Here is an 18,345-nt window from a genome sequence, read left to right as displayed (position 1 = left end):
AACATGACACCAACTTCCAATCCCCTGCGCGTCGGTATCGGCGGCCCGGTCGGCTCCGGCAAGACCGCCCTGTGCGAGATGCTGTGCAAAGGCATGCGCGATCATTTCGACATGGCCGTCATCACCAACGACATCTACACCAAGGAAGACATGGAGATCCTGCTGCGCGCCGACGCGCTGCCGGCCGAGCGCCTGATGGGCGTGGAGACCGGCGGCTGTCCGCACACGGCGATCCGCGAAGACGCGTCGATCAACCTGGAAGCCATCGCCCGCATGCAGGCGGACTTCCCCAATCTTGATCTGATACTGGTTGAATCGGGCGGCGACAACCTGGCCGCCACCTTCAGCCCGGAGCTGTCGGACCTGACGATCTACGTGATCGACGTGGCCGGCGGCGAGAAGATCCCGCGCAAGGGCGGTCCCGGGATCACCCGTTCCGATCTGCTGATCATCAACAAGACCGACCTGGCGCCGCACGTGGGCGCCGACCTCGATGTGATGGCGCGCGACGCCAAGCAGCAGCGCGGCGCGCGGCCGTTCGTGTTCACCAATCTGCGCAGCGGCGACGGCGTGGCCGCCGTCATCGATTTCATCCGCGAGCAGGGACTGCTCGGACAAACCCCCAAGGAGATCCAATGAAGCACAAACGCATCGCGGCGGCGGCCGCACTGATACTGCTTAGCGCCGTCGCATCGGCCCATCCGCAGGGAGGCGGCGCGCACACGCATGGCTTCTTCGACGGCTTCGTCCATCCGTTCACCGGCCTCGATCACCTGTTGGCGATGCTGGCGGTGGGCATGTGGAGCGCGCGCCAGTCCAATGCGCGTTGGCTGCCGGCGACCTTCCTGGGCATGGTGCTGGTGGGCGTGCTGACCGGCGTGGCGGGGCTGGCGATTCCAGGTCTGGAGACGGGTATCGCGCTGACGGTGGCGTTGATGGGCGTGTTGATCGCGGTGGCGGCCCGAAAATATAATATACACATCTGACGGCGGCGCTGGCGCGGTGATGGTGGGCGCGTTCGCGCTCCAGCACGGCAATGCGCGGCCACGAACTGCCCGAGGCGGCAAGCGCCATGGGCCTGTTGGCGGCCAGCGCGCTGCTGGTCTACGGCGGCAGGATGCTGGGCCGCGTCAGCCCTGCGCTGGCATTGAAGCTCTCCGGCGCGGCGATCGCCGCCACCGGTGTGATGCTGGTGGCTGCGGCCTAAGCCTGGTCGCGCGGATCGGCGCGGCGCTCCTGCAGCACGATGGGCGCCGCGTTCTTCGGATACAGGCCCTGGTGGCCTTCGAAGCCGGCGCGGATGGCGGCCATGTCGGCCTCCTGGTCGCCGGTCAGGAAAACGTGATCGACCAGGCCCAGCGTCTTGTTCGGATAATCGATATACACCAGCACCAGCGGCACCTTGGCCTCCAGCGCCAGATGGTAAAAGCCGCTCTTCCAGTTCGGGCGATAGCCGCGCGTAGCTTCCGGCGTGATGCCGACCCAGTACCAGTCGGCCGCGTTCATGCGCTGCGCCTGCAGCTTGATGGTGCCGCTCGGCGTGCCGCGTTCGACCGGCTCGCCGCCCAGCGCGCGGAACCATTTACCCAGCACCGGCAACTTGAACAGCGAATCCTTGGCCAGCCAGCGGAACGGCAGGTTCAGCGCCCATTTGCCGAACAGGCCGACCATGAAGTCCCAGTTGGAGGTGTGCGGATAGATCACGCAGATACCGCGCGGGCCGGGCAGCGGGCGATACAGCATGCGCCAGCCGAACAGGCCCAGGACGCGCAAGGCGGTGCGCTGGCTCCAGCTCGGCAAGTCCGCCGGCTTCAGTTGAAAGTCGCTCATGTGATGCTCCTGTCTTTGTTTTTAACTTATTTTCACTATTGACAGGCTGGCATACCCCTCGTCAAAAAAACTGCGCAGGCATTCTATATTGATGCCGATGGCGCGGCAAGCTTCTTGTGTTGGCTTAAACGGCAAGCTTGAACTTATCTCATCTTTCCTCGTCCAACCCGGATGACGAAAAAAAACCTACTTTGCCTGGCGGTCGGAAGCACCGCCGTACCTGAGGTTATCAACGCCGCGGTGGAGGAATGGGAGGTATACGAAGCGGTCACGCTGGCCGAGGCGCGCCACCACCTGAAGGCGCGCCCGCTGGTGCTGGGCGTGCTGCTGGTGGAGGCGCACGACGAGCCGCTGCGCGCCGCGCTGGACGACTTCCTGCACGAGCACTGGCATATGCACTGGGTGGCGGCGCTGCACGCGCCGGCGCTGGAGTCGTCCGCGTGGCGGCAGCTGGTGCACGACCATTGCGGCGATTATCACACCTGGCCGCTGGATATCCCGCGCCTGCGGCAGACGCTGGGCCATGCATACGGCCTCGCCACGCTGTGCCGCGCGCCGCCGGCCCCGCGCCATGGCAAGCAGGAAGCGGCGTTGACGGGACAGTCGGCCGCCATCGCCAGGCTGCGGCGGCAGATCGGCAAGGTGGCCAACGCCAGCGCGCCGGTGCTGATCTGGGGCGAAAGCGGCAGCGGCAAGGAGCTGGCGGCGCAGGCCGTGCACGCTCACTCGCCGCGCCGCGACGGCCCATTCGTGCCGATTAACTGCGGCGCCATCCCGGCCTCGCTGATCCAGTCCGAATTGTTCGGCTACGAGCGCGGCGCCTTTACCGGCGCGGCGCGCGAAAAGCGCGGCCTGATCGAAACGGCGCAGGGCGGCTCCATCTTCCTCGATGAAATCGGCGACCTGCCGATGGAGCTGCAGGCCAACCTGCTGCGCTTCCTGCAGGAGAAGACCATCTACCGGCTGGGCTCCACGCGCAGCATCGCGGTCGATGTGCGGGTGATCGCGGCCTCCCACGTCAACCTGGCGCAGGCGGTGGAGCGCGGCGCCTTCCGCGAAGACCTGTACTACCGCCTCAACGTGCTGGCGCTGGACGTGCCGCCGCTGCGCGAGCGCCGCGAGGACCTGCTGCCGCTGGCCGAACACTTCTTCAACACCTATGCCAGCGAACGGGCGCCGCACGTCAAGGGCTTCAGCGGCCGTGCGGCGCAGGCGATGCGCGACCACGACTGGCCCGGCAACGTGCGCGAGTTGCTCAACCGTGTGCGGCGCGCGATGGTGATGGCCGAGGGAAGGCTGATCCTGCCGCAGGACCTGGGCCTGAGCACCGGCCGCGCGCCGGCCGAAACGGCGCCGCTGGACGATGCCCGCATCCGCGCCGAGCGCGACGCCATCGACGCCAGCCTGCTGCGCGCCGGCCGCAACATCACGCTGGCCGCGCGCGACCTGGGTGTATCGCGCATGACGCTGTATCGCCTGCTGGCCAAGCACGGCATCCGGGCGCCGTCGCGTACCTGTTACACCGCGCCGCCGGCGTCGAAATAGGGGCTGGCCGCCGGCGCGGAAGGCGCCGGCGTGTTCCGCTGTCACACCGGTGTGACGGACAGCGATCGGCGATGCGCCGCAGCGTCCGCAAGCGGTGTGGCGGCGCTGGAGAATAGTCCCGTGTTTTCAACAGTTTACGTGTGCGGCGCGGGTGGTGGCACCAAGTTTGCGAAAGAGGGGAGGGCTGGGAGATCGGTCCCCTGGCACCATCCGATTAACCGTACACCTTGTTAGGTAGGGAGCAGCTATGAAGAAAACTTTGATCAGCGCGGCGATCGCGCTGGCGTTTGGCGCAAGCGCGGCTTATGCGCAAACCACCACGCCGCCGACGGCCACCACGCAGTCCGGCGCCGGCGCGCACGCAAGCGACACCGCCACGGCGGTCCAGGACAGCAGCAACAAGAACAACAATAACAACAGCACCGGCGGCAGCGCGGCCAGCCAGATCGGCGCCGCCGCCGCCAACAACGGCGGCACGGCCACCTCGTCGCTGACCAACGCGTACAACACCTCGTCGGCCAACGCCAACAGCACGCTGACCGGCACCGTCAGCGGCAACACGGTGCACGACATCGGCAACAACGCCAGCAACAGCGCCGGCAGCATGGGCGGCGCGGGCTACGGCGGCGTGGGCGGTGCGGCGACGGCCGGCGCGCGGCGACCGGCACCGGCGGCTATGGCGGCGATAGCTACGGCGGCAGCGGCGCGGCCGGCGGCATGGGCGGCAACGTTACCAACGGCAGCGCTCACGGCTCGCCGGCGGTGGGCGGGAGCACCGGCGGCGCTGGAGGTGGCGGCGGCTACGCTTCGGGCGCGGCCAGCGGCGCTGGCGGCGCAGGGGGCGCGGGCGGAGCTGGCGGCGCGGGAGGCCGGTGAAGTGGCGACCGGCGGTGCGGCGCATGGCAGGCGCCAGCGGCGCGGCGGCCGGTGGCGGTGCGGGCGGCGGCAACGGCGGCCTGACCGGCGGCGCGGGCGGCATGAGCGGCGCGCGCCACCGGCAGCAATGGCGGCAACGGCGGTGCGACCGGTTAACGGGGGCAACGCGAGCGACGTGGGCGCCGGCGGCATGGCCGGCATGGGCGGTTCGGGCGCGACGGGCGGCATGGCGGGCAGCGGCTCGGTGCCGCCACCTCAGCAACGGCAAGTACCGGCGGCGGCGCGGTCACCGGCTCGGTCGTCGTCCAATAGCGTCGGCACGCCTGGCGGCACCGAGGTCACCGCGACGCCGGCCCGCGCAGACCACCGGCGGCAGCGGCCGGGCACCGGCGGGGCCGCATCGCCCGCAATGCGACCAGCAGCACCGGCACCGCCACCGGCGGCGCGGGCGGCGCTGGTGCGGCGGGCGGGACCAGCGGCAGCCGGCGCGGCGGGTATGGGCGGCAGCAATGCCGGTAACGGCGCGGCAGGCGGCGCGGCCACCAGCGGCGCGGGGCGGCGCCGGCGCGGGCGTGACGCAAACCGGAAAGTGGTGCTGGCGCCACCGCCACCACGGGCGGCGGCGGCAGGGCGGCACCGGTGGCGCTAATGCGCACCGGTGCCGCGGGCGGCGCGGGCGCGACCGGCGGCAACGGCGGCAGCAGCGGCGCGGCCAGCAACACGAGCGGCGCCGGCGCGGCGGGCGGCGCGGCCACCGGCGGCACGGCCAGCAACGGCAATCCCACCAATGGCAGTTCGACCGGCGGCGCCGGCGGGGCAGGCGGTGCGGGCGGCGGCGGCAACACGGCCGGCGCGGGCGGCAGCGGCGGCACCACCACCGGTGGGGCGGCCACCGGCGGCGCGGCGGCTGGCGGCACGGGCGGCGCCGGCGGCGATGTCTCGGTGTCGGCGGGCACGTTCAACATGTCCAACACCATGAGCAACGTCGGCCAGTCGGCCGCCGGCATCCTGGTCATGTCGCAGAACAGCGGCATCTCCTCGCTGGTGCAGCAGAGCGTCAACGTCCAGTCCAACCTGTCGGTCGGCAGGTAACACGGTGGCGGGGTGCGGTCGCATCCCGCCATTTACAGGGAGTACGGTATGCACAGACCAGTCTTGAGTTTATGCGCCGCGCTGGCGCTGGCCGGCCAGGCCGCGGCGGCGCCGGTGATTCCACCGCTGGCGCAACGGCCCGCGCCATCCCGGCCGGCGCTGCTGCCGGACGCCATCGTCATCACGGCGGCCGATCCCGCCGGCTTTGACGCCGCCCCCGTGCCGGCCGCCACACTGGCCGGCAAGCGCGCGGGCGCGGAGGTGGTCAACAACGATATGCAGCTGAACGGCGCCGTCAGCGGCAATACGGCGGTCAATGTCTACACTGGCGCCAACGCGATCAGCAGCGGCTCGTTCAGCAATGCCTCCGGCCTGCCGGTGGCGATACAGAATTCGGGCGCCAATGTGCTGATCCAGAACGCCACCATCATCAACGTGAGAGTGCAATGAACACTTATGCACGCATCATCGTACTGGCCGCGCTCGCTGGCGGCCAGGCCGGCGCGGCGGACCTGCCCGGCGTGGCGGGCGGCAGCTACGCGTTGCACGTCACCAGCCTGAAGGAGGCGCGCTTCCGCGCCACCGTGCGCCAGCAATTCGATTTCAGTTGCGGCTCGGCGGCGGTGGCCACGCTGCTCAGCTTTCACTACGACACGCCGGTCAGCGAGCGCCAGGTGTTCGACGCCATGTACGCGCAGGGCGACCAGCAGAAGATACGGCGCGAAGGCTTTTCGCTGCTGGACATGAAGCGCTACCTGGCCACGCTGGGCTTCATCGCCGACGGCTACCAGCAGCCGCTGCACAAGCTGGCCGAGGCGGCGTTTCCCGCCATCGTGCGTATCCGTGAAAACGGTTATGACCATTTCGTCGTCATCAAGGGACTGGACCAGGACCGCGTGCTGCTGGGCGATCCGTCCGGCGGCACGCGCGCCGTGCGGCGCGCCGACTTCGAGGCGCTGTGGCAGGACCGGCTGCTGTTCGTGATCCACAACTGGCCGGGCAAGCCGCGCTTCAACCAGGCGGCGGACTGGCGCGTGGCGCCGCGCGCGCCGCTGGGCGAGGGCATCGACCGCACCAGCCTGACCGACCTCACGCTGCCCAAGAACGGCAGCGGCAACTACTGAACGGAGGCGCGCATGCGCACCAGCTTCCTGAGTCTGCTGCTGGCCTGCGCGGCGGCGGCCCACGCCGGCGATTTGCCGGACCCGACCGACGGCTGGACCGCCGTCGACGACGCCCGGCTGGACCGGGCGCGCGGCGGCTACGAGCTGGGCACGGGCCTGGTGGTGTCGCTAGGTGTCGAACGTTTGGTTTCGATCAATGGCAGTGTTGTAGCGAATAGTCGTTTCGCGATCGCCGATGTGACAAAGTTGAGCGCTGCGGAAGCACAGATGGCCGGCGATGCGCTGGCCGCGGTGGTGGTGCGCAACGGTGCGGGCAACGCGGTCGACGCGCTGCCGGCCGCGCCGGGACTGGGCGCCTTGCTGATCCAGAACAGCGTCAGCGACCAGGCCATCCGCAGCCAGACCACGATCAGCACCAGCGTCAGCAACCTGGCGTTGCTCAAGGCCGCCAACTTCGAAACCCTGTTGCGCGATGCCCTGAGCGGTGCGGTGGGACCGAAATGAACGCGACTCAGGAGGGCGGCGATGCGAGGTGCAAGATGGCAGGGCGGCGCGGTGGCGCTGTGGGTGTTGGCGTGCGCGGCGGCGCAGGCGCAGGGCGGGGCGGCCCAGCCGCCGGCGGTGGCGCCCTTGTTCGAGCAGCCCGGCGTGCTCACGCCGCGCGGCAGGCTGGTGCTGGAGCCGTCGGCGCAGTTCGGCTACTCGTCGAGCAACCGGGTGGTGCTGGTCGGCTACACCATCATCCCGGCCTTGCTGATCGGCCTGGTCGATGTGCGCGAGGTCAAGCGCAACACGCTGACCGGCGCGGTCAGCCTGCGCTACGGTTTGACCAACCGCGCCGAGCTGGAGCTGAAGCTGCCGTATGTGTACCGCTCCGACTCCACCGTCAGCCGCGAGATTTTCACCGGCACCGGCGTCGACAAGGTGTTCGAGACCAGCGGCAGGGGCGTGGGCGACGCCGAGCTGGCGCTGCGCTACCAGCTCAACCAGGGCGGGGCGGACCAGCCGTACTACGTGGCCGGCCTGCGCGTGAAGTCGCGCACCGGCACCGATCCGTTCAGCGTGGTCACCGATTGCAGCAAGCGCTGCGTCGGGCCCAACGCCACCGGCACCGGGCTGCCGCTGGAACTGCCCACCGGCTCGGGCTTCTACGCGGTGCAGCCCAGCCTGACGTGGTTGTACGCCAGCGATCCGGCCATCCTATTCGGCAGCGTCAGCTACCTGCACAACGTCAAGCGCAGCAACGTCAGCCGCAAGGTGCTGGCCGGCGACTGGGAGCCGCTGGGCACGGTCGCGCCGGGCGATGTGCTGGGTTTTAACTTCGGCATCGGCCTGGCGATCAACGACAAGGTCCTGGTCAGCCTGGGCTACGACCACAGCTCGATCGCGCGCACGCGCCAGAACGGCGTGCCGGTGCCGGGCTCGGTGCGGACCCAGCTGGGCACCTTGCTGATGGGGGGGGCGTACCGGCTCAGCGACAAGCGCACCATCAACGTCGCGGTCGGCGCCGGGCTCACGCGCGACACGCCCGATGTGCAACTGTCGTTCCGCATGCCGTTTACCTTCTAGGCGTATCAGCAATAAAGTTGATTTTGCGGTATCGTAGCGTTCTCGATAACCAACTTCAGGGACGCTATGACCACGACCACCTTGACCCGCTCCGCCGCCATGCTCGCACTGGCGGCGGCATGTTCGCTGGCGCACGCGGCCGCGCCGATGGCCAAGTTCCAGGCGCCGGGCTTCTACCGCACCACGCTGGGCGAGTTCGAGGTCACCGTGCTCAACGACGGCACCATCGACCTGCCGGTCGACCAGCTGCTCAAGCAGCCGGCCGCCAAGACCAACGCCGCGCTGGCCCGATCGTTCCTCAAGACTCCGGTGGAAACCTCGATCAACGCCTTCCTGATCAACACCGGCAGCAAGCTGGTGCTGATCGACGCCGGCGCCGCCAGCCTGTTCGGGCCGACGGCCGGCAAGCTGCTGGCCAACTTCAAGGCCTCGGGCTACAAGCCGGAGCAGGTGGACGAGATCTACATCAGCCACATGCATGGCGACCACGTCGGCGGCCTGAGCGCCAACGACCAGCGGGTGTTCCCGAACGCGGTGGTCCGCGCCGGCAAGCTCGACGCCGACTACTACCTGAGCCAGAGCAACCTGGACAAGGCGACCGGCGACGGCAAGGAGGATTTCCGTGGCGTGATGATTTCCTTGAATCCCTACGTCAAGGCGGGCAAGTTCCAGCCCATCGTCGCCAACAGCGAGCTGGTGCCGGGGATCAAATCGTATTTCAACGGCGGGCACACGCCCGGGCACATCACCTACGTGGTCGAGAGCGCGGGGCAGAAGCTGGTGTTGCTGGGGGATTTGCTGCACGTGCAGGCGGTGCAGTTCGAGAATCCTGGCGTGGGCATCGCCTTCGACACCGACAGCAAGGTGGCCATCGCCGAGCGTCGCGAAGCGTTCGCCGCGGCGGCCAAGGACGGCTACCTGATCGGCGCGCCGCACCTGTCGTTCCCGGCGCTGGGCCACGTGCGCAGCAACGGCGGCAAGGGCTACGAATTCGTGCCGGTCAACTACGCGTTGCCGCGCTAAAATTTGGGGTCAAGTCTGACATTCGGACACGGTCTCTGCCGTAGCGATCAGCTACCGCAGAGCTCGTGTCCGAATGTCAGACTTGACCCCACAGGGGCTTAGGCCAGCGCAGGATAGTCGGTGTAGCCTTCTTCGGCAGGCGCGTAGAAGGTTTCGGCTTTCCACTCGTTGAGCGGCGCGTCCAGTTGCAGGCGGCGCGGCAGGTCCGGGTTGGCGATGAAGGCCTTGCCGAAGGCGATGGCGTCGGCCGTGCCGGCGTCCAGCACCTGCTGCGCGGTCTGCTTGTCCATCTTTTCATTGGCGATGTACACGCCGCCGAATTCCTTCTTCAGCAACGGCCCCAGGCTGTCCTCGCCCACCGCTTCGCGCGCGCAGATGAAGGCGATCTTGCGCTTGCCCAGCTCGCGCGCCACATAGCCGAATGTCGCGGCCGGATTCGAATCGCCCATGTCGTGCGCGTCGCGGCGCGGCGCCAGGTGCATGCCGACGCGGCCGGCGCCCCAGACCGCGATGCACGCGTCGGTCACTTCCAGCATCAGGCGCGCGCGGTTCTCGATCGAGCCGCCGTAGTTGTCGGTGCGCTGGTTGGTTTTATCCTGCAGGAACTGGTCGAGCAGGTAGCCGTTGGCGCCGTGGATTTCCACGCCGTCGAAGCCGGCCTTCTTGGCGTTCTCAGCGCCCAGCTTGTAGGCCGCCACGATGCCGGCCAGCTCTTCGGTGTCGAGCGCGCGCGGCACCGGATAGGCGCGCTGCGGACGCAGCAGGCTGACATGGCCGTCGGCCGCGATGGCGCTGGCCGACACCGGCGCCTCGCCGTTCAGGAAGCTCGGGTCGGAGATGCGGCCCACATGCCACAGCTGGGCGAAGATCAGACCGCCGGCCTCATGCACGGCCGCCGTCACCTGCTTCCAGCCCTCGACCTGCTCGTCCGACCACAGGCCCGGCGTGTCGGCGTAGCCCACGCCCTGCGGCGTGACGGCGGTCGCCTCGCTCAGGATCAGGCCGGCGCTGGCGCGCTGCACATAGTACTTGGCCATCAGCGCGTTCGGCACGCGGGCGCCGCCGACGGCGCGGGCGCGGGTCAGCGGCGCCATGACGATGCGGTTTTTCAGGGTGAGGTCGCCGATGGTGAGCGGGTCGAAAAGATTTGCCATGATGAGTTTCCTATAAGGTCATTTGATCGATGAAGGCCTGGATGGTGGCTTCGTCGCGTTTAAAATAATTCCATTGCCCCACGCGGTGGGACGTGATCAGCCCCGCCTTGAGCAGCGTGGCCAGGTGCGCCGACACCGTCGACTGCGACAGGGCGCAGCGTCGGTCGATGAGGCCGGCGCACACCCCCAGGCTCAGCGGGTGCTGCTGCTCTGCGAAATACACCTCGGGCTCCTTCAGCCACGCCAGGATCTGGCGCCGCACCGGGTTGGCGAGGGCTTTGTGGATAGCGTCTATGTCCATTGTCATGTAACGATATATGGATCGTCTTTTTCCGATTTCAATATCGCCATCTTACGATATAAAAGAAAAACGTGCTGGCGGCGCGAAAATCATTTATGTTATTGGAACATTGTTCGAAGTTTAATGAGGGCCGTATGACGAGTCATTACCTGGATGTGGCCATCGGGCTGTCCTACACCTTTCTGGCGATGAGCCTGCTGTGCAGCGCCACCCGCGAGGCGATCGCCTCGCTGTTCCAGACCCGCGCCAAGGTGCTGCTGGACGGCGTGCTGACGATCCTGCACGAGTCGGCCGGCAAGCCGCGCCTGAGCGGCATCGGCCCGTCGATCAAGCGCCTGCTGCGCATGGACAGCGGCTTCAATCTGGCCAAGCTCGGGCCCGATTCGCTGTCGGCCGCCGTCATGTCGCACCCGCTGATCACCGGCATGGCGCAGCAGGGCCGCATGCCGTCCTACATTCCGTCGGCGATCTTCGCGCGCGCCTTCGTGTCCACGCTGACGGCCAGGTACGGCAAGGGACATGCGGCCGCGCTGCTGCTGGCCAACGTCGGCAACGAGGGCTTGAGCCGCACGCTGCTGGCGATCATGGGCGAGGGGCCGGACGACCTGGCGGCGCTGGAGAACGCCGTGCGTATCTGGTACGACACGGTGATGGACCGCATCACCGGCTGGTACAAGCGGCGCTCGCAGCTGGTGCTGTTCTGTGTCGGCCTGTTCTACGCCGGCGCGATGAACATCGACGCGCTGCAGCTGAGCCAGCGCCTGTGGCGCGACAACGCCGCCGCCAGCGCCCTGGCGCAGCAGGGCGCCGACGCCATCGCGGCCGGCGCCATGAAGCCGCCCGTGGCCGCCGCCCCCGGCGCTCCGGCGCCTGTGCCGCTGAGCCAGGTGGTGGAGGCCAAAAAAGACCTGCAAACCGTGCAGGCGCTGCCGATAGGCTGGCCGTCCGCGCGCTTCGACGGCGCGCACGGCAAGGGCGCCGCCGCCTTCATGGGCGCGCTGGCGTTCGCGTTGATGGGGTGGATCCTCACCGCCTTCGCTTCGTCGCTGGGATCGCCGTTCTGGTTCGACGGCATCGGCTGGCTGCTGGCCCTGCGCGGCACCGGCTCCAAGCCGGCGCCGACCGGCCCGGCGCCGGTGGTGGTCGACACCATCGTGCTGCCGAGCCTGACCGTGGCCAAGGCCGCCGGCAGCTGAGCCTTAAGCGAAGTGCAGGGCCAGCGCGACGACGGCCGGCAGGGTCTGGATCAGCAGGATCGAACGCTTGACGGTCACGCCGCCCCACACGCCGGCCACCGCCACGCAAGCCAGGCCGAACACCGTGAACGCCGAGGCGATCGCCGCATCCGGATGTACGAAGCCCACCACCAGCGCCGCCACCAGGAAACCGTTGTAGCAACCCTGGTTGGACATGGCCGGCTGGACGATGTCGGCCTTCTCCTGCGTCAGCCCGAACACGCGGCGCCCGCGCGACTGGAACAGCACGGTTTCCAGCAGGACGATGTAGACATGAATCAGCGCCACCAGTCCGGTGACGATCTGCGCCAGTAAATGCATGGATGCTCCTCGTTATTATTGAAAGGGCATTATGGCCCGGGGCGGGCGCGGCGGGAAGCCGCCGGCGGAGATTTAACGCCGATGCTATAGTTCCGGCCAATTTTGGAGACACGCGATGACCTGGATTATCCTCATCCTGGCCGGCCTGCTGGAAGTGGCATGGGCGGTCGGGCTCAAATACACCGACGGCTTCAGCAAGCCGCTGCCGACCGTGCTGACGCTGGGCGCGATGGCCGGCAGCGTCGCGCTGCTGGGCCTGGCGCTGCGCACGCTGCCGTTGGGCACGGCCTACGCCATCTGGACCGGTATCGGCACCGTCGGCACGGTGATCTTCGGCATCGTCGTGCTCAACGAACCGGCCAGCGCGCTGCGCGTGGGCTGCATCGCCATGATCATCGGCGGCATCGTCGGCCTGAAGCTGTCGACCGCCTGATCAGAAGCCGGGGTTGGCGCGGGTGAGGTAATACCATTCGCTGTTGGCGCCGGCCGCCGCGTCGGGGAACAGGATGCGGCCGTCGAACTCGGCCAGCACCGGCGTGCCGTCCGCGCGCGTGCCGATCTGTTCGCCTTGCCGCACCGGGTCGAAGCTGGACCAGGCGCGCGTGAAGCGGTCGTCGGCGTGCTGTTTGTCGTAGACCGCGACCATGCTGAGCGCCTCCATCGCCTCGTCCGCGATGGGCGGAGGCGACGGCGCGTCGATCAGGCCGAGGAAGGCGAGGGTGTTGACGATGGCGCGATAGCCGACCTCGGGCGCCTGCGGATCGGCGTGCTGGCCGCATTCGAGCGTGAGCGCGTAGCCGCCGGTGCTGCGCATGTATTCGGTGGTGCCCATGCCGTAGCGCAGCACGGTTTCGAGCTGGCTGTCGTCGCGCAGGCGGCGCTGCACGCCGGCGCCGTAGGTGCGCAGCCAGCCGTCGACGAAGCGGCGCACGCCGAGCCGGCGCGCCATCGCGCGCTCCTGCTGCTCGTGCCGGAACGGCTCCAGCGGACCATCGTTGTCGCGCGGGCCGACCATGACGAACGGTTCGCTGGCGGCGTTGAACGAGTGCAGGTCGAGCAGCACATCATGCCGCGCCAACAGCGGGCACAGCCAGTTGGCCACGCGGTCTTCGAAATCCTGCGGATGCGGATTTGGGAACAGGTTGCGGTTCAGGTTGCGCTCGCCGGAGCGCTCACCCTTGGCGTAGGCCAGCGGATTGGCGACCGGGACGAAGGTGACGCAGCCGTTGCGGATGGTCAGCGCGCCGCTGTCGAGCTCCTGCATCACGCGGGTGATGGCCTTGGTGCCGCAGGTCTCGTTGCCATGCACGGCGCCGGTGACGATCAGCCGCGTGCCGGTGTGCTGGCCGCTGTATTGGTGGGATTTAAACTGGATATTGCTGGCTTCGGTCATGCTAAGGTCCGGTTGGGTTGAGCTCGGCCTTAGTCTATACGGTTTATATTGATTTGTGCTCGTCGGGTGCTGCGCGTCGCAAAAACGGCCGCCAGCATTGTGTTGCGGGTGCTGGCGGCATGGGTGATTAGTTTGGTGGATGGTTGCTGATTTGCGGGTCGTGGCTGAATTCGACACCTTCCGGGCCATCGACCTTAAAGTTGAGGGTGATGTTCAAGGTCAGCTTTTCCGTGTTGGCATCGCTGAACGTCAGCAGTTTGCCGCTGAGGCTAACGCTGGCAGGGCTGAGCTGATCATTGTATTCCGGCACGACAGACATGCCGGTGAAGACGATGTCATATCCGCTGGTGTCAAAGATCTGGTAGTTGATGACTGTGTCGATTTCGGTAATGACCGGTACGGCGGGCGCGGTCACAACATCGTAAGTCCCCGGCTGGGTGGTGCTAGGCTTGACGGAGACCAGAATGTTGACGAACGAGGTCGATGCTGGAAATGTACTCATGAAGTCACTTTCTTTGGTGGGTGGGTGGAAAGATAGTGCAGATAGTCGGCGTCCCGGTAGGGCATCGCGTCAAGTTGTTTCCTGGCGCCGCCGACCTGATCGCTCTGATCCAGGCAGGCGTGCGCCTTTACCCAGGGGGCGAGCAGTTGGAAGTCGCTGCTTCCCGTGATCAGGGGACGCAGGAAGTCGCGGACGGCAGCGCAGTTGTCGAGCGCGTTCGGTTTGTTCTGCAACGCGCCCAGATCGGCGTTGAGCAGCAGCGCATCGATCATCGCGTCGCGGATTGTTATGTCGGCGGGCGCAAGGGCATTGAGTTGTTTGAGCGTGTCGACCGTCGGCTGTAAAATCTCAGTGGCGGCGGCCAATCGATGTTGCTGCATTAGTAGCGCAGCTTTTCGCTGACGCACGCTTGCCACCTTGACCTGCAGATTGAGCCGCTTTGGTTCCAGCTTGGCCAGCTCGAGGAAAACATGTTCCAGCTTTTCCAGGCGGTCGAGGGACTGCGCTGGGTTTTGGTCCTTGTTCGTTTCGATCAGCCGCAATTCCGCGATGTGCATGATGCGCTGCCAAATACGGTTGCTTGGGTCTTTCTCGACCATGCGTTGCATCAGGGTAAACGCCTGCTGGGCATCCTGATGGCTGCCGGCCATGTCGCCACGGGCTTGCTTGAGCTCCGATTGGCGCGACCATGCTCCGGCCAATTGATCGATCCAGAGGGTCTCGTCGGGAAAGCTGGAATGCAGCGCTTGTAACAGCGCCAGCGCGCGCCCATACAGGGACTCTGCCTGTGCCAGCGAACCCAACTGCACCTGCGCTGTGGCCTGCCAGGAAAGGCTGTCCGCCAGGTCTGCCGCCAGTTGCTTGTCCTTGGGCGTTTTCGTGTACGCGCGGGTTTTGAGCGCGACCGATTGTTCAAATTCGCTGACGGCGCGTCGCGCGTCGCTTCGTTGCAATGCCAGGGTGCCCAGGGTGTTGTGCGCGTAGGACTGTTCTATCCAGCCGCCGACGTCGTCGGGTGAAACGGCGGATTGGCGGTTGGCATAACCCAGGTATTCGTCGAAATACTGCTGTGCCTTGACCCAGTCCTTTTGGTCGTAGTGGATCTGACCTAACCAAAAAGCATTTTCGCCCGCGCTCTTCAACAAACCGATATCGGTCGGGTTGGTGTGCAGTTGCCGCTGCAGGATAGTGCGGCCGGCCAGCAGAGCGGTGTTCGCGCCGTTGGTGTCGGAGCGCGCGATGCGGACTTCGGAAATTAGTTGCAGCGATTTCGCGCGCTGCGCCTGTGCCACGTCGTTGCTGGTGGTGCGCGCCGGATCGGACAGGTATTTCAACGCCCGGTTGCTGACGCTGTCGAGCAAGTCCAGCTTGCCCAGCGGGCGCAGCTTGTCGACGAAGTCGCCCAGCATATATCCCATCAATTCCTCGGCCTCGGTGCGGTGCTGCTCGGCCGCCTGCTGCGCCGAGCGTGCCATCAGGAACAGGCCGCCGGCCAGCAGCGCCAGGCCGGCCATGACGATGGTGATCGTCAAGCGCAGCCGCTCGCCGCGCTGCACGCCCTGCAGCGAGGCCTGCACAAACGCCTGCTCCTGCGGCGTGAAGCTGAAGCCGCTGGTCTTGAGCAGCTGGCGCGCCTGGTTCGCCTGCGTACCCGACGGCAGCAGCATGTCGCGCGCGCGGCCGCTGTCCTGCCAGCGCCTCGCTTGCGCGCTGATGCGGCTGCGCACCTGCAGCGCTTGCCGGTGTTCCTCGATCCACGCCACCACGCGCGGCCAGCGCCGCAGCAGCGCTTCGTGCGCGATGCCGAACGCCGGCGCGCCGCCGTGCAGGTCGCTGACGAACAGGTGGGCGTCGACCAGCGCCTGCACCAGCCCGTGGTCCGCCTCGTCGCGCAGCGCCGACCACGGCACGCGGCGCGAGGTGACGGTCGATTCGTCCTCGGCCACCAGCACCAGTTGCGACAGCACATGCGGCAGCGCGGCGATCTGCGCGCCGCCCAGCGCCGAGATGACTTGCTCCGCGCGCGCGCCGATCGCGCCCTCCAGCCCGCCCAGCGCGTGGAAGCTGGCGTGGCTCAGCTCACCTTCGGGACTGCGCAGCCGGTACAGCTCCTGCAGACAGTATTGCAGCAGCGGCAGCGTGTCCGGGCCGGCCTTGGCGGCGTCGATCAGCACCTGGTCCAGCGATTCGCCGGTCTCGGCGTCGACCGTGTAGCGCAGCTGCGCCACCTGCACCGGGTGGCGGATGATCTGGGCGATGTCGGCCGCGCCGGGCGGCGCCAGGTCGAAGTGGCCGCCGCGCAGCTTCATGCCCATCAGCGCGGGATAGGCGCTCAGGTGCGGGTAGAAGTCGTTGCGGCAGGCCAGCACGATCAGGATGCAGCCGGAGCGCGCCAGCTGGTCGAGCACGTGGATGAACGCGGCCCGCTCCTGCTCGCCGATATGCGGCAGCCGGAAGATGGCTTCGAAACGGTCGATGAACAGCATCAGCCGTATCGTCGGCAGGCACGCCTGCAAGTGGTCGATCAGCCCCGGCAGGTCGTGCGCCATGCGCTGGGCCAGCGCCACCGCGCTGGTGTTTTCAAACAGCAGTTTGCCGTCCAGCTCGGCGTCCAGCAGCACGCTGGCCAGCGTGTCGAGCAGGCCGGACTGGCCCATGTCGGCGCAGTCGAGTTGCAGATGGCTGGCGATGGCCAGGCCCGATTCGGCCGGCGCCGCGCCCGCCTTGAGCGCAGGGATCAGGCCGGCCTGCACCAGCGAGGTCTTGCCGGCGCCCGACGGCCCCAGCACCAGCACCATCGCGCACGCCGCCTGCACTTGGCCGACCACCACCTGCACCAGCTGGTCGACGCCGAGCTTGCGGCCGAAGAAGATCGCGGCGTGCTGCTCCTCGAACGCTTCCAGGCCGCGGAACGGCGAGGCATGCAGCCAGCTGCCGTTGCTGACGTCGTCGTCGTAGCTGAGCTCGGCCAGCAACCGGTAGCCGCGCTTGCGGATGGTTTCGATATAGCGCGGCTCGACCGCCGAATCGTCCAGCGCCCGGCGCAGCTGGGTGATGATTTTATGGACCGCGTTGTCGCTGGGGGAGATGTCGCCCCAGCACGCGTCGAGCAATGTTTCGGCGGACACGACCACATGCGGATGCTTGCATAAATGCAACAGCACATCCATGGCGCGCGGTTCCAGCTGGCGGTTCAGGTCGCCGCAACTGAGTGTATTGGTGGCGGGATCGACCCGCCACTGCCCGAAACGAAAGCTTTTGTGATTCACACGGACCTTCTTGGTTCTCAGATAAGTTATTTGTAATCAACGACTTGGAGGCCGGAAGGTTTTCCGAAGGCCAATTCCATGCGGATTGACTACAGTTGTTTCATATCTACATCTTTTGCAAATATTAACATTAACACGGGGAAACCACACCCCTTTCTACCGGAGATGTCATGGTTGTTCTGACCGGCCTGAAAGCGCCATTTGAACTGACGCAGCACGCAATAGCAATCAAGCAACAAGGGATCGATTTCGCGATCCGTTATTACAGCCACCAGGCGGGCAAGAGCCTGTCGCTGGCCGAGGCCCGTTCGCTGACGGACGCCAGCATCCAGATCGGCGCGCTGTGGCAGGCCGGCGGCGACCACCTGAATTACTTCAGCCGCGCCCAGGGCTGCGCCGACGGCGCCGCCGCCTATCTGATGGCGCAGCAGGTCATCACCCAGCCGTCCGGCTCGGCGATTTATTTCGCGGTGGATTTCAACCCGTCCGATGAGGCGATCGCCGGTCCGGTCTGCGCTTACTTCGAGGGCGTCAACCAGGCATTCCGCGCGGCCGGGCCGGGTGAGCCCAAGTATCAGGTCGGCGTGTACGGCTCCGGCGCCTGCTGCGAGACGATGCTGCTCAGGGGATTGGCGGCGTTGAGCTGGCTCTCGCCATCGCCGGAGTACCACGGCTCGCGCGACTATGTCGGCTTCAGCCTCAAGCAACTGGCGTCGGCCAGCCTGCAGGTCGACGACGGCAAGCGCATCAGCGTCGACCTGACCCGCACCAACGACGGCTATCCGGCAGGCCTGTTCCGGGTGCTGTGATGCAAATAATACAATTTACCGAAGCCGTGTCGCTGAAGACGGTCAAGCCGGCCAAGACGATTTTTCTCAACAATACGGGGCAGGACCTGGTGCTGAAGTTCGTCACGGCGCCGGACATGCTGCTGGCGGCCTACACCATCAGCAACGGCGTCAGCGCGGCGATCGACAGCATCCGGCTCGGCACGGTCGACTATTATTCGGGCCACAGCCATAACTTCGCGATCGCGGCCGGCAGCACGGCTGTGCTGAACGTCACCAACAACGTCCTCAACATGGTGATCTCGCCCTGATTTGATAAGATG

Annotated in this window: 22 protein-coding genes; 15 read left to right on the top strand and 7 right to left on the bottom strand. The window is 67.0% G+C overall.

Features of this window, described 5'->3' with window-relative positions; genetic code table 11:
• Window positions 1-3 precede the first annotated feature (3 nt).
• From ureG to HUX88_RS32795, 3 genes are read left to right on the top strand one after another with little or no spacing between them, the layout of a single operon-like run.
• A complete protein-coding gene (gene ureG, locus HUX88_RS27115) occupies window positions 4-639 on the top strand; it encodes an urease accessory protein UreG (protein ID WP_176363764.1) in 636 nt (211 codons plus the stop codon).
• Window positions 636-986, top strand: coding sequence for a HupE/UreJ family protein (locus tag HUX88_RS32800; RefSeq protein ID WP_229219572.1), 351 nt, complete (start codon window positions 636-638; stop codon window positions 984-986). Before ureG ends, HUX88_RS32800 begins: the two co-directional genes overlap by 4 nt.
• Before the next feature lie 50 nt (window positions 987-1,036).
• The gene (locus tag HUX88_RS32795; protein WP_229219571.1) at window positions 1,037-1,207 is read left to right on the top strand and encodes a hypothetical protein; all 171 of its coding nucleotides are present in this window, start codon (window positions 1,037-1,039) and stop codon (window positions 1,205-1,207) included.
• Here the strand turns inward: HUX88_RS32795 and HUX88_RS27105 are convergent.
• Window positions 1,204-1,830: a 1-acyl-sn-glycerol-3-phosphate acyltransferase gene (locus HUX88_RS27105; protein ID WP_176363763.1), complete on the bottom strand. Its 627-nt coding sequence runs from the start codon at window positions 1,828-1,830 to the stop codon at window positions 1,204-1,206. The genes HUX88_RS32795 and HUX88_RS27105 overlap by 4 nt on opposite strands.
• A gap of 171 nt (window positions 1,831-2,001) precedes the next feature.
• On the opposite strand from HUX88_RS27105, the gene HUX88_RS27100 reads away from it, so the two are divergent.
• The 8 genes from HUX88_RS27100 to HUX88_RS27070 all read left to right on the top strand — a co-directional run bounded on the left by HUX88_RS27100 (window position 2,002) and on the right by HUX88_RS27070 (window position 9,059).
• The gene (locus HUX88_RS27100) at window positions 2,002-3,375 is read left to right on the top strand and encodes a sigma-54 dependent transcriptional regulator (RefSeq protein ID WP_176363762.1); all 1,374 of its coding nucleotides are present in this window, start codon (window positions 2,002-2,004) and stop codon (window positions 3,373-3,375) included.
• A gap of 247 nt (window positions 3,376-3,622) precedes the next feature.
• Window positions 3,623-4,900, top strand: a complete 1,278-nt coding sequence (locus HUX88_RS27095) for a hypothetical protein (RefSeq protein WP_229219579.1) — start codon at window positions 3,623-3,625, stop codon at window positions 4,898-4,900.
• A complete protein-coding gene (locus HUX88_RS32790) occupies window positions 4,900-5,343 on the top strand; it encodes a hypothetical protein (RefSeq protein ID WP_308937147.1) in 444 nt (147 codons plus the stop codon). The genes HUX88_RS27095 and HUX88_RS32790 overlap by 1 nt, the downstream gene beginning before the upstream one ends.
• Before the next feature lie 48 nt (window positions 5,344-5,391).
• A complete protein-coding gene (locus HUX88_RS27090) occupies window positions 5,392-5,793 on the top strand; it encodes a hypothetical protein (protein ID WP_117010099.1) in 402 nt (133 codons plus the stop codon).
• Window positions 5,790-6,467 (top strand): C39 family peptidase, encoded by a 678-nt coding sequence (locus tag HUX88_RS27085; protein WP_117010100.1) that lies wholly within the window; start codon window positions 5,790-5,792, stop codon window positions 6,465-6,467. The genes HUX88_RS27090 and HUX88_RS27085 overlap by 4 nt, the downstream gene beginning before the upstream one ends.
• Before the next feature lie 12 nt (window positions 6,468-6,479).
• The gene (locus tag HUX88_RS27080; RefSeq protein ID WP_117010101.1) at window positions 6,480-6,971 is read left to right on the top strand and encodes a hypothetical protein; all 492 of its coding nucleotides are present in this window, start codon (window positions 6,480-6,482) and stop codon (window positions 6,969-6,971) included.
• A gap of 21 nt (window positions 6,972-6,992) precedes the next feature.
• The gene (locus HUX88_RS27075) at window positions 6,993-8,036 is read left to right on the top strand and encodes an acetate kinase (protein WP_176363761.1); all 1,044 of its coding nucleotides are present in this window, start codon (window positions 6,993-6,995) and stop codon (window positions 8,034-8,036) included.
• 66 nt (window positions 8,037-8,102) lie between these two features.
• Window positions 8,103-9,059: an MBL fold metallo-hydrolase gene (locus HUX88_RS27070; RefSeq protein WP_117010103.1), complete on the top strand. Its 957-nt coding sequence runs from the start codon at window positions 8,103-8,105 to the stop codon at window positions 9,057-9,059.
• A gap of 98 nt (window positions 9,060-9,157) precedes the next feature.
• Here HUX88_RS27070 and HUX88_RS27065 read toward each other — a convergent pair whose 3' ends face one another.
• Window positions 9,158-10,213 carry an alkene reductase gene (locus HUX88_RS27065; protein WP_117010104.1) on the bottom strand — a complete coding sequence of 352 codons (1,056 nt, stop codon included), beginning with the start codon at window positions 10,211-10,213 and terminating at the stop codon, window positions 9,158-9,160.
• A gap of 10 nt (window positions 10,214-10,223) precedes the next feature.
• Complete coding sequence (locus tag HUX88_RS27060) at window positions 10,224-10,520, bottom strand: helix-turn-helix transcriptional regulator (protein WP_117010105.1); 297 nt, start codon at window positions 10,518-10,520, stop codon at window positions 10,224-10,226.
• A gap of 128 nt (window positions 10,521-10,648) precedes the next feature.
• Here HUX88_RS27060 and HUX88_RS27055 point away from each other — a divergent pair, with 128 nt between their 5' ends.
• Complete coding sequence (locus HUX88_RS27055; protein WP_176363760.1) at window positions 10,649-11,710, top strand: hypothetical protein; 1,062 nt, start codon at window positions 10,649-10,651, stop codon at window positions 11,708-11,710.
• Window positions 11,711-11,713: 3 nt separating this feature from the next.
• Here HUX88_RS27055 and HUX88_RS27050 read toward each other — a convergent pair whose 3' ends face one another.
• Complete coding sequence (locus tag HUX88_RS27050) at window positions 11,714-12,070, bottom strand: DUF1304 domain-containing protein (protein ID WP_117010107.1); 357 nt, start codon at window positions 12,068-12,070, stop codon at window positions 11,714-11,716.
• A gap of 115 nt (window positions 12,071-12,185) precedes the next feature.
• Between HUX88_RS27050 and sugE the strand changes: the two genes are divergently transcribed.
• Window positions 12,186-12,503 carry a quaternary ammonium compound efflux SMR transporter SugE gene (gene sugE, locus HUX88_RS27045; protein ID WP_117010108.1) on the top strand — a complete coding sequence of 106 codons (318 nt, stop codon included), beginning with the start codon at window positions 12,186-12,188 and terminating at the stop codon, window positions 12,501-12,503.
• Here the strand turns inward: sugE and HUX88_RS27040 are convergent, their stop codons facing one another.
• The 3 genes from HUX88_RS27040 to HUX88_RS27030 form a co-directional block, all read right to left on the bottom strand.
• On the bottom strand, window positions 12,504-13,463 hold the full coding sequence (locus HUX88_RS27040; RefSeq protein WP_176363759.1) for a succinylglutamate desuccinylase/aspartoacylase family protein: 960 nt from the start codon (window positions 13,461-13,463) through the stop codon (window positions 12,504-12,506).
• A gap of 127 nt (window positions 13,464-13,590) precedes the next feature.
• Window positions 13,591-13,965 (bottom strand): hypothetical protein, encoded by a 375-nt coding sequence (locus HUX88_RS27035; RefSeq protein ID WP_176363758.1) that lies wholly within the window; start codon window positions 13,963-13,965, stop codon window positions 13,591-13,593.
• A complete protein-coding gene (locus HUX88_RS27030; RefSeq protein ID WP_176363757.1) occupies window positions 13,962-17,234 on the bottom strand; it encodes a winged helix-turn-helix domain-containing protein in 3,273 nt (1,090 codons plus the stop codon). Before HUX88_RS27030 ends, HUX88_RS27035 begins: the two co-directional genes overlap by 4 nt.
• Window positions 17,235-17,404: 170 nt before the next feature.
• On the opposite strand from HUX88_RS27030, the gene HUX88_RS27025 reads away from it, so the two are divergent.
• Together HUX88_RS27025 and HUX88_RS27020 are read left to right on the top strand one after the other, a co-directional pair.
• Window positions 17,405-18,043 (top strand): DUF1906 domain-containing protein, encoded by a 639-nt coding sequence (locus tag HUX88_RS27025; protein ID WP_176363756.1) that lies wholly within the window; start codon window positions 17,405-17,407, stop codon window positions 18,041-18,043.
• A complete protein-coding gene (locus tag HUX88_RS27020) occupies window positions 18,043-18,333 on the top strand; it encodes a hypothetical protein (RefSeq protein ID WP_117010113.1) in 291 nt (96 codons plus the stop codon). The genes HUX88_RS27025 and HUX88_RS27020 overlap by 1 nt, the downstream gene beginning before the upstream one ends.
• Window positions 18,334-18,345: the final 12 nt, after the last annotated feature.

The organism is Duganella sp. BJB1802 (assembly GCF_013369445.1).
Classification (GTDB): domain Bacteria; phylum Pseudomonadota; class Gammaproteobacteria; order Burkholderiales; family Burkholderiaceae_D; genus Rugamonas; species Rugamonas vulcania_A.
The sequence above is the reverse complement of the archived record's forward strand: the minus strand, read 5'-3'. Positions and strand labels throughout refer to the sequence as shown.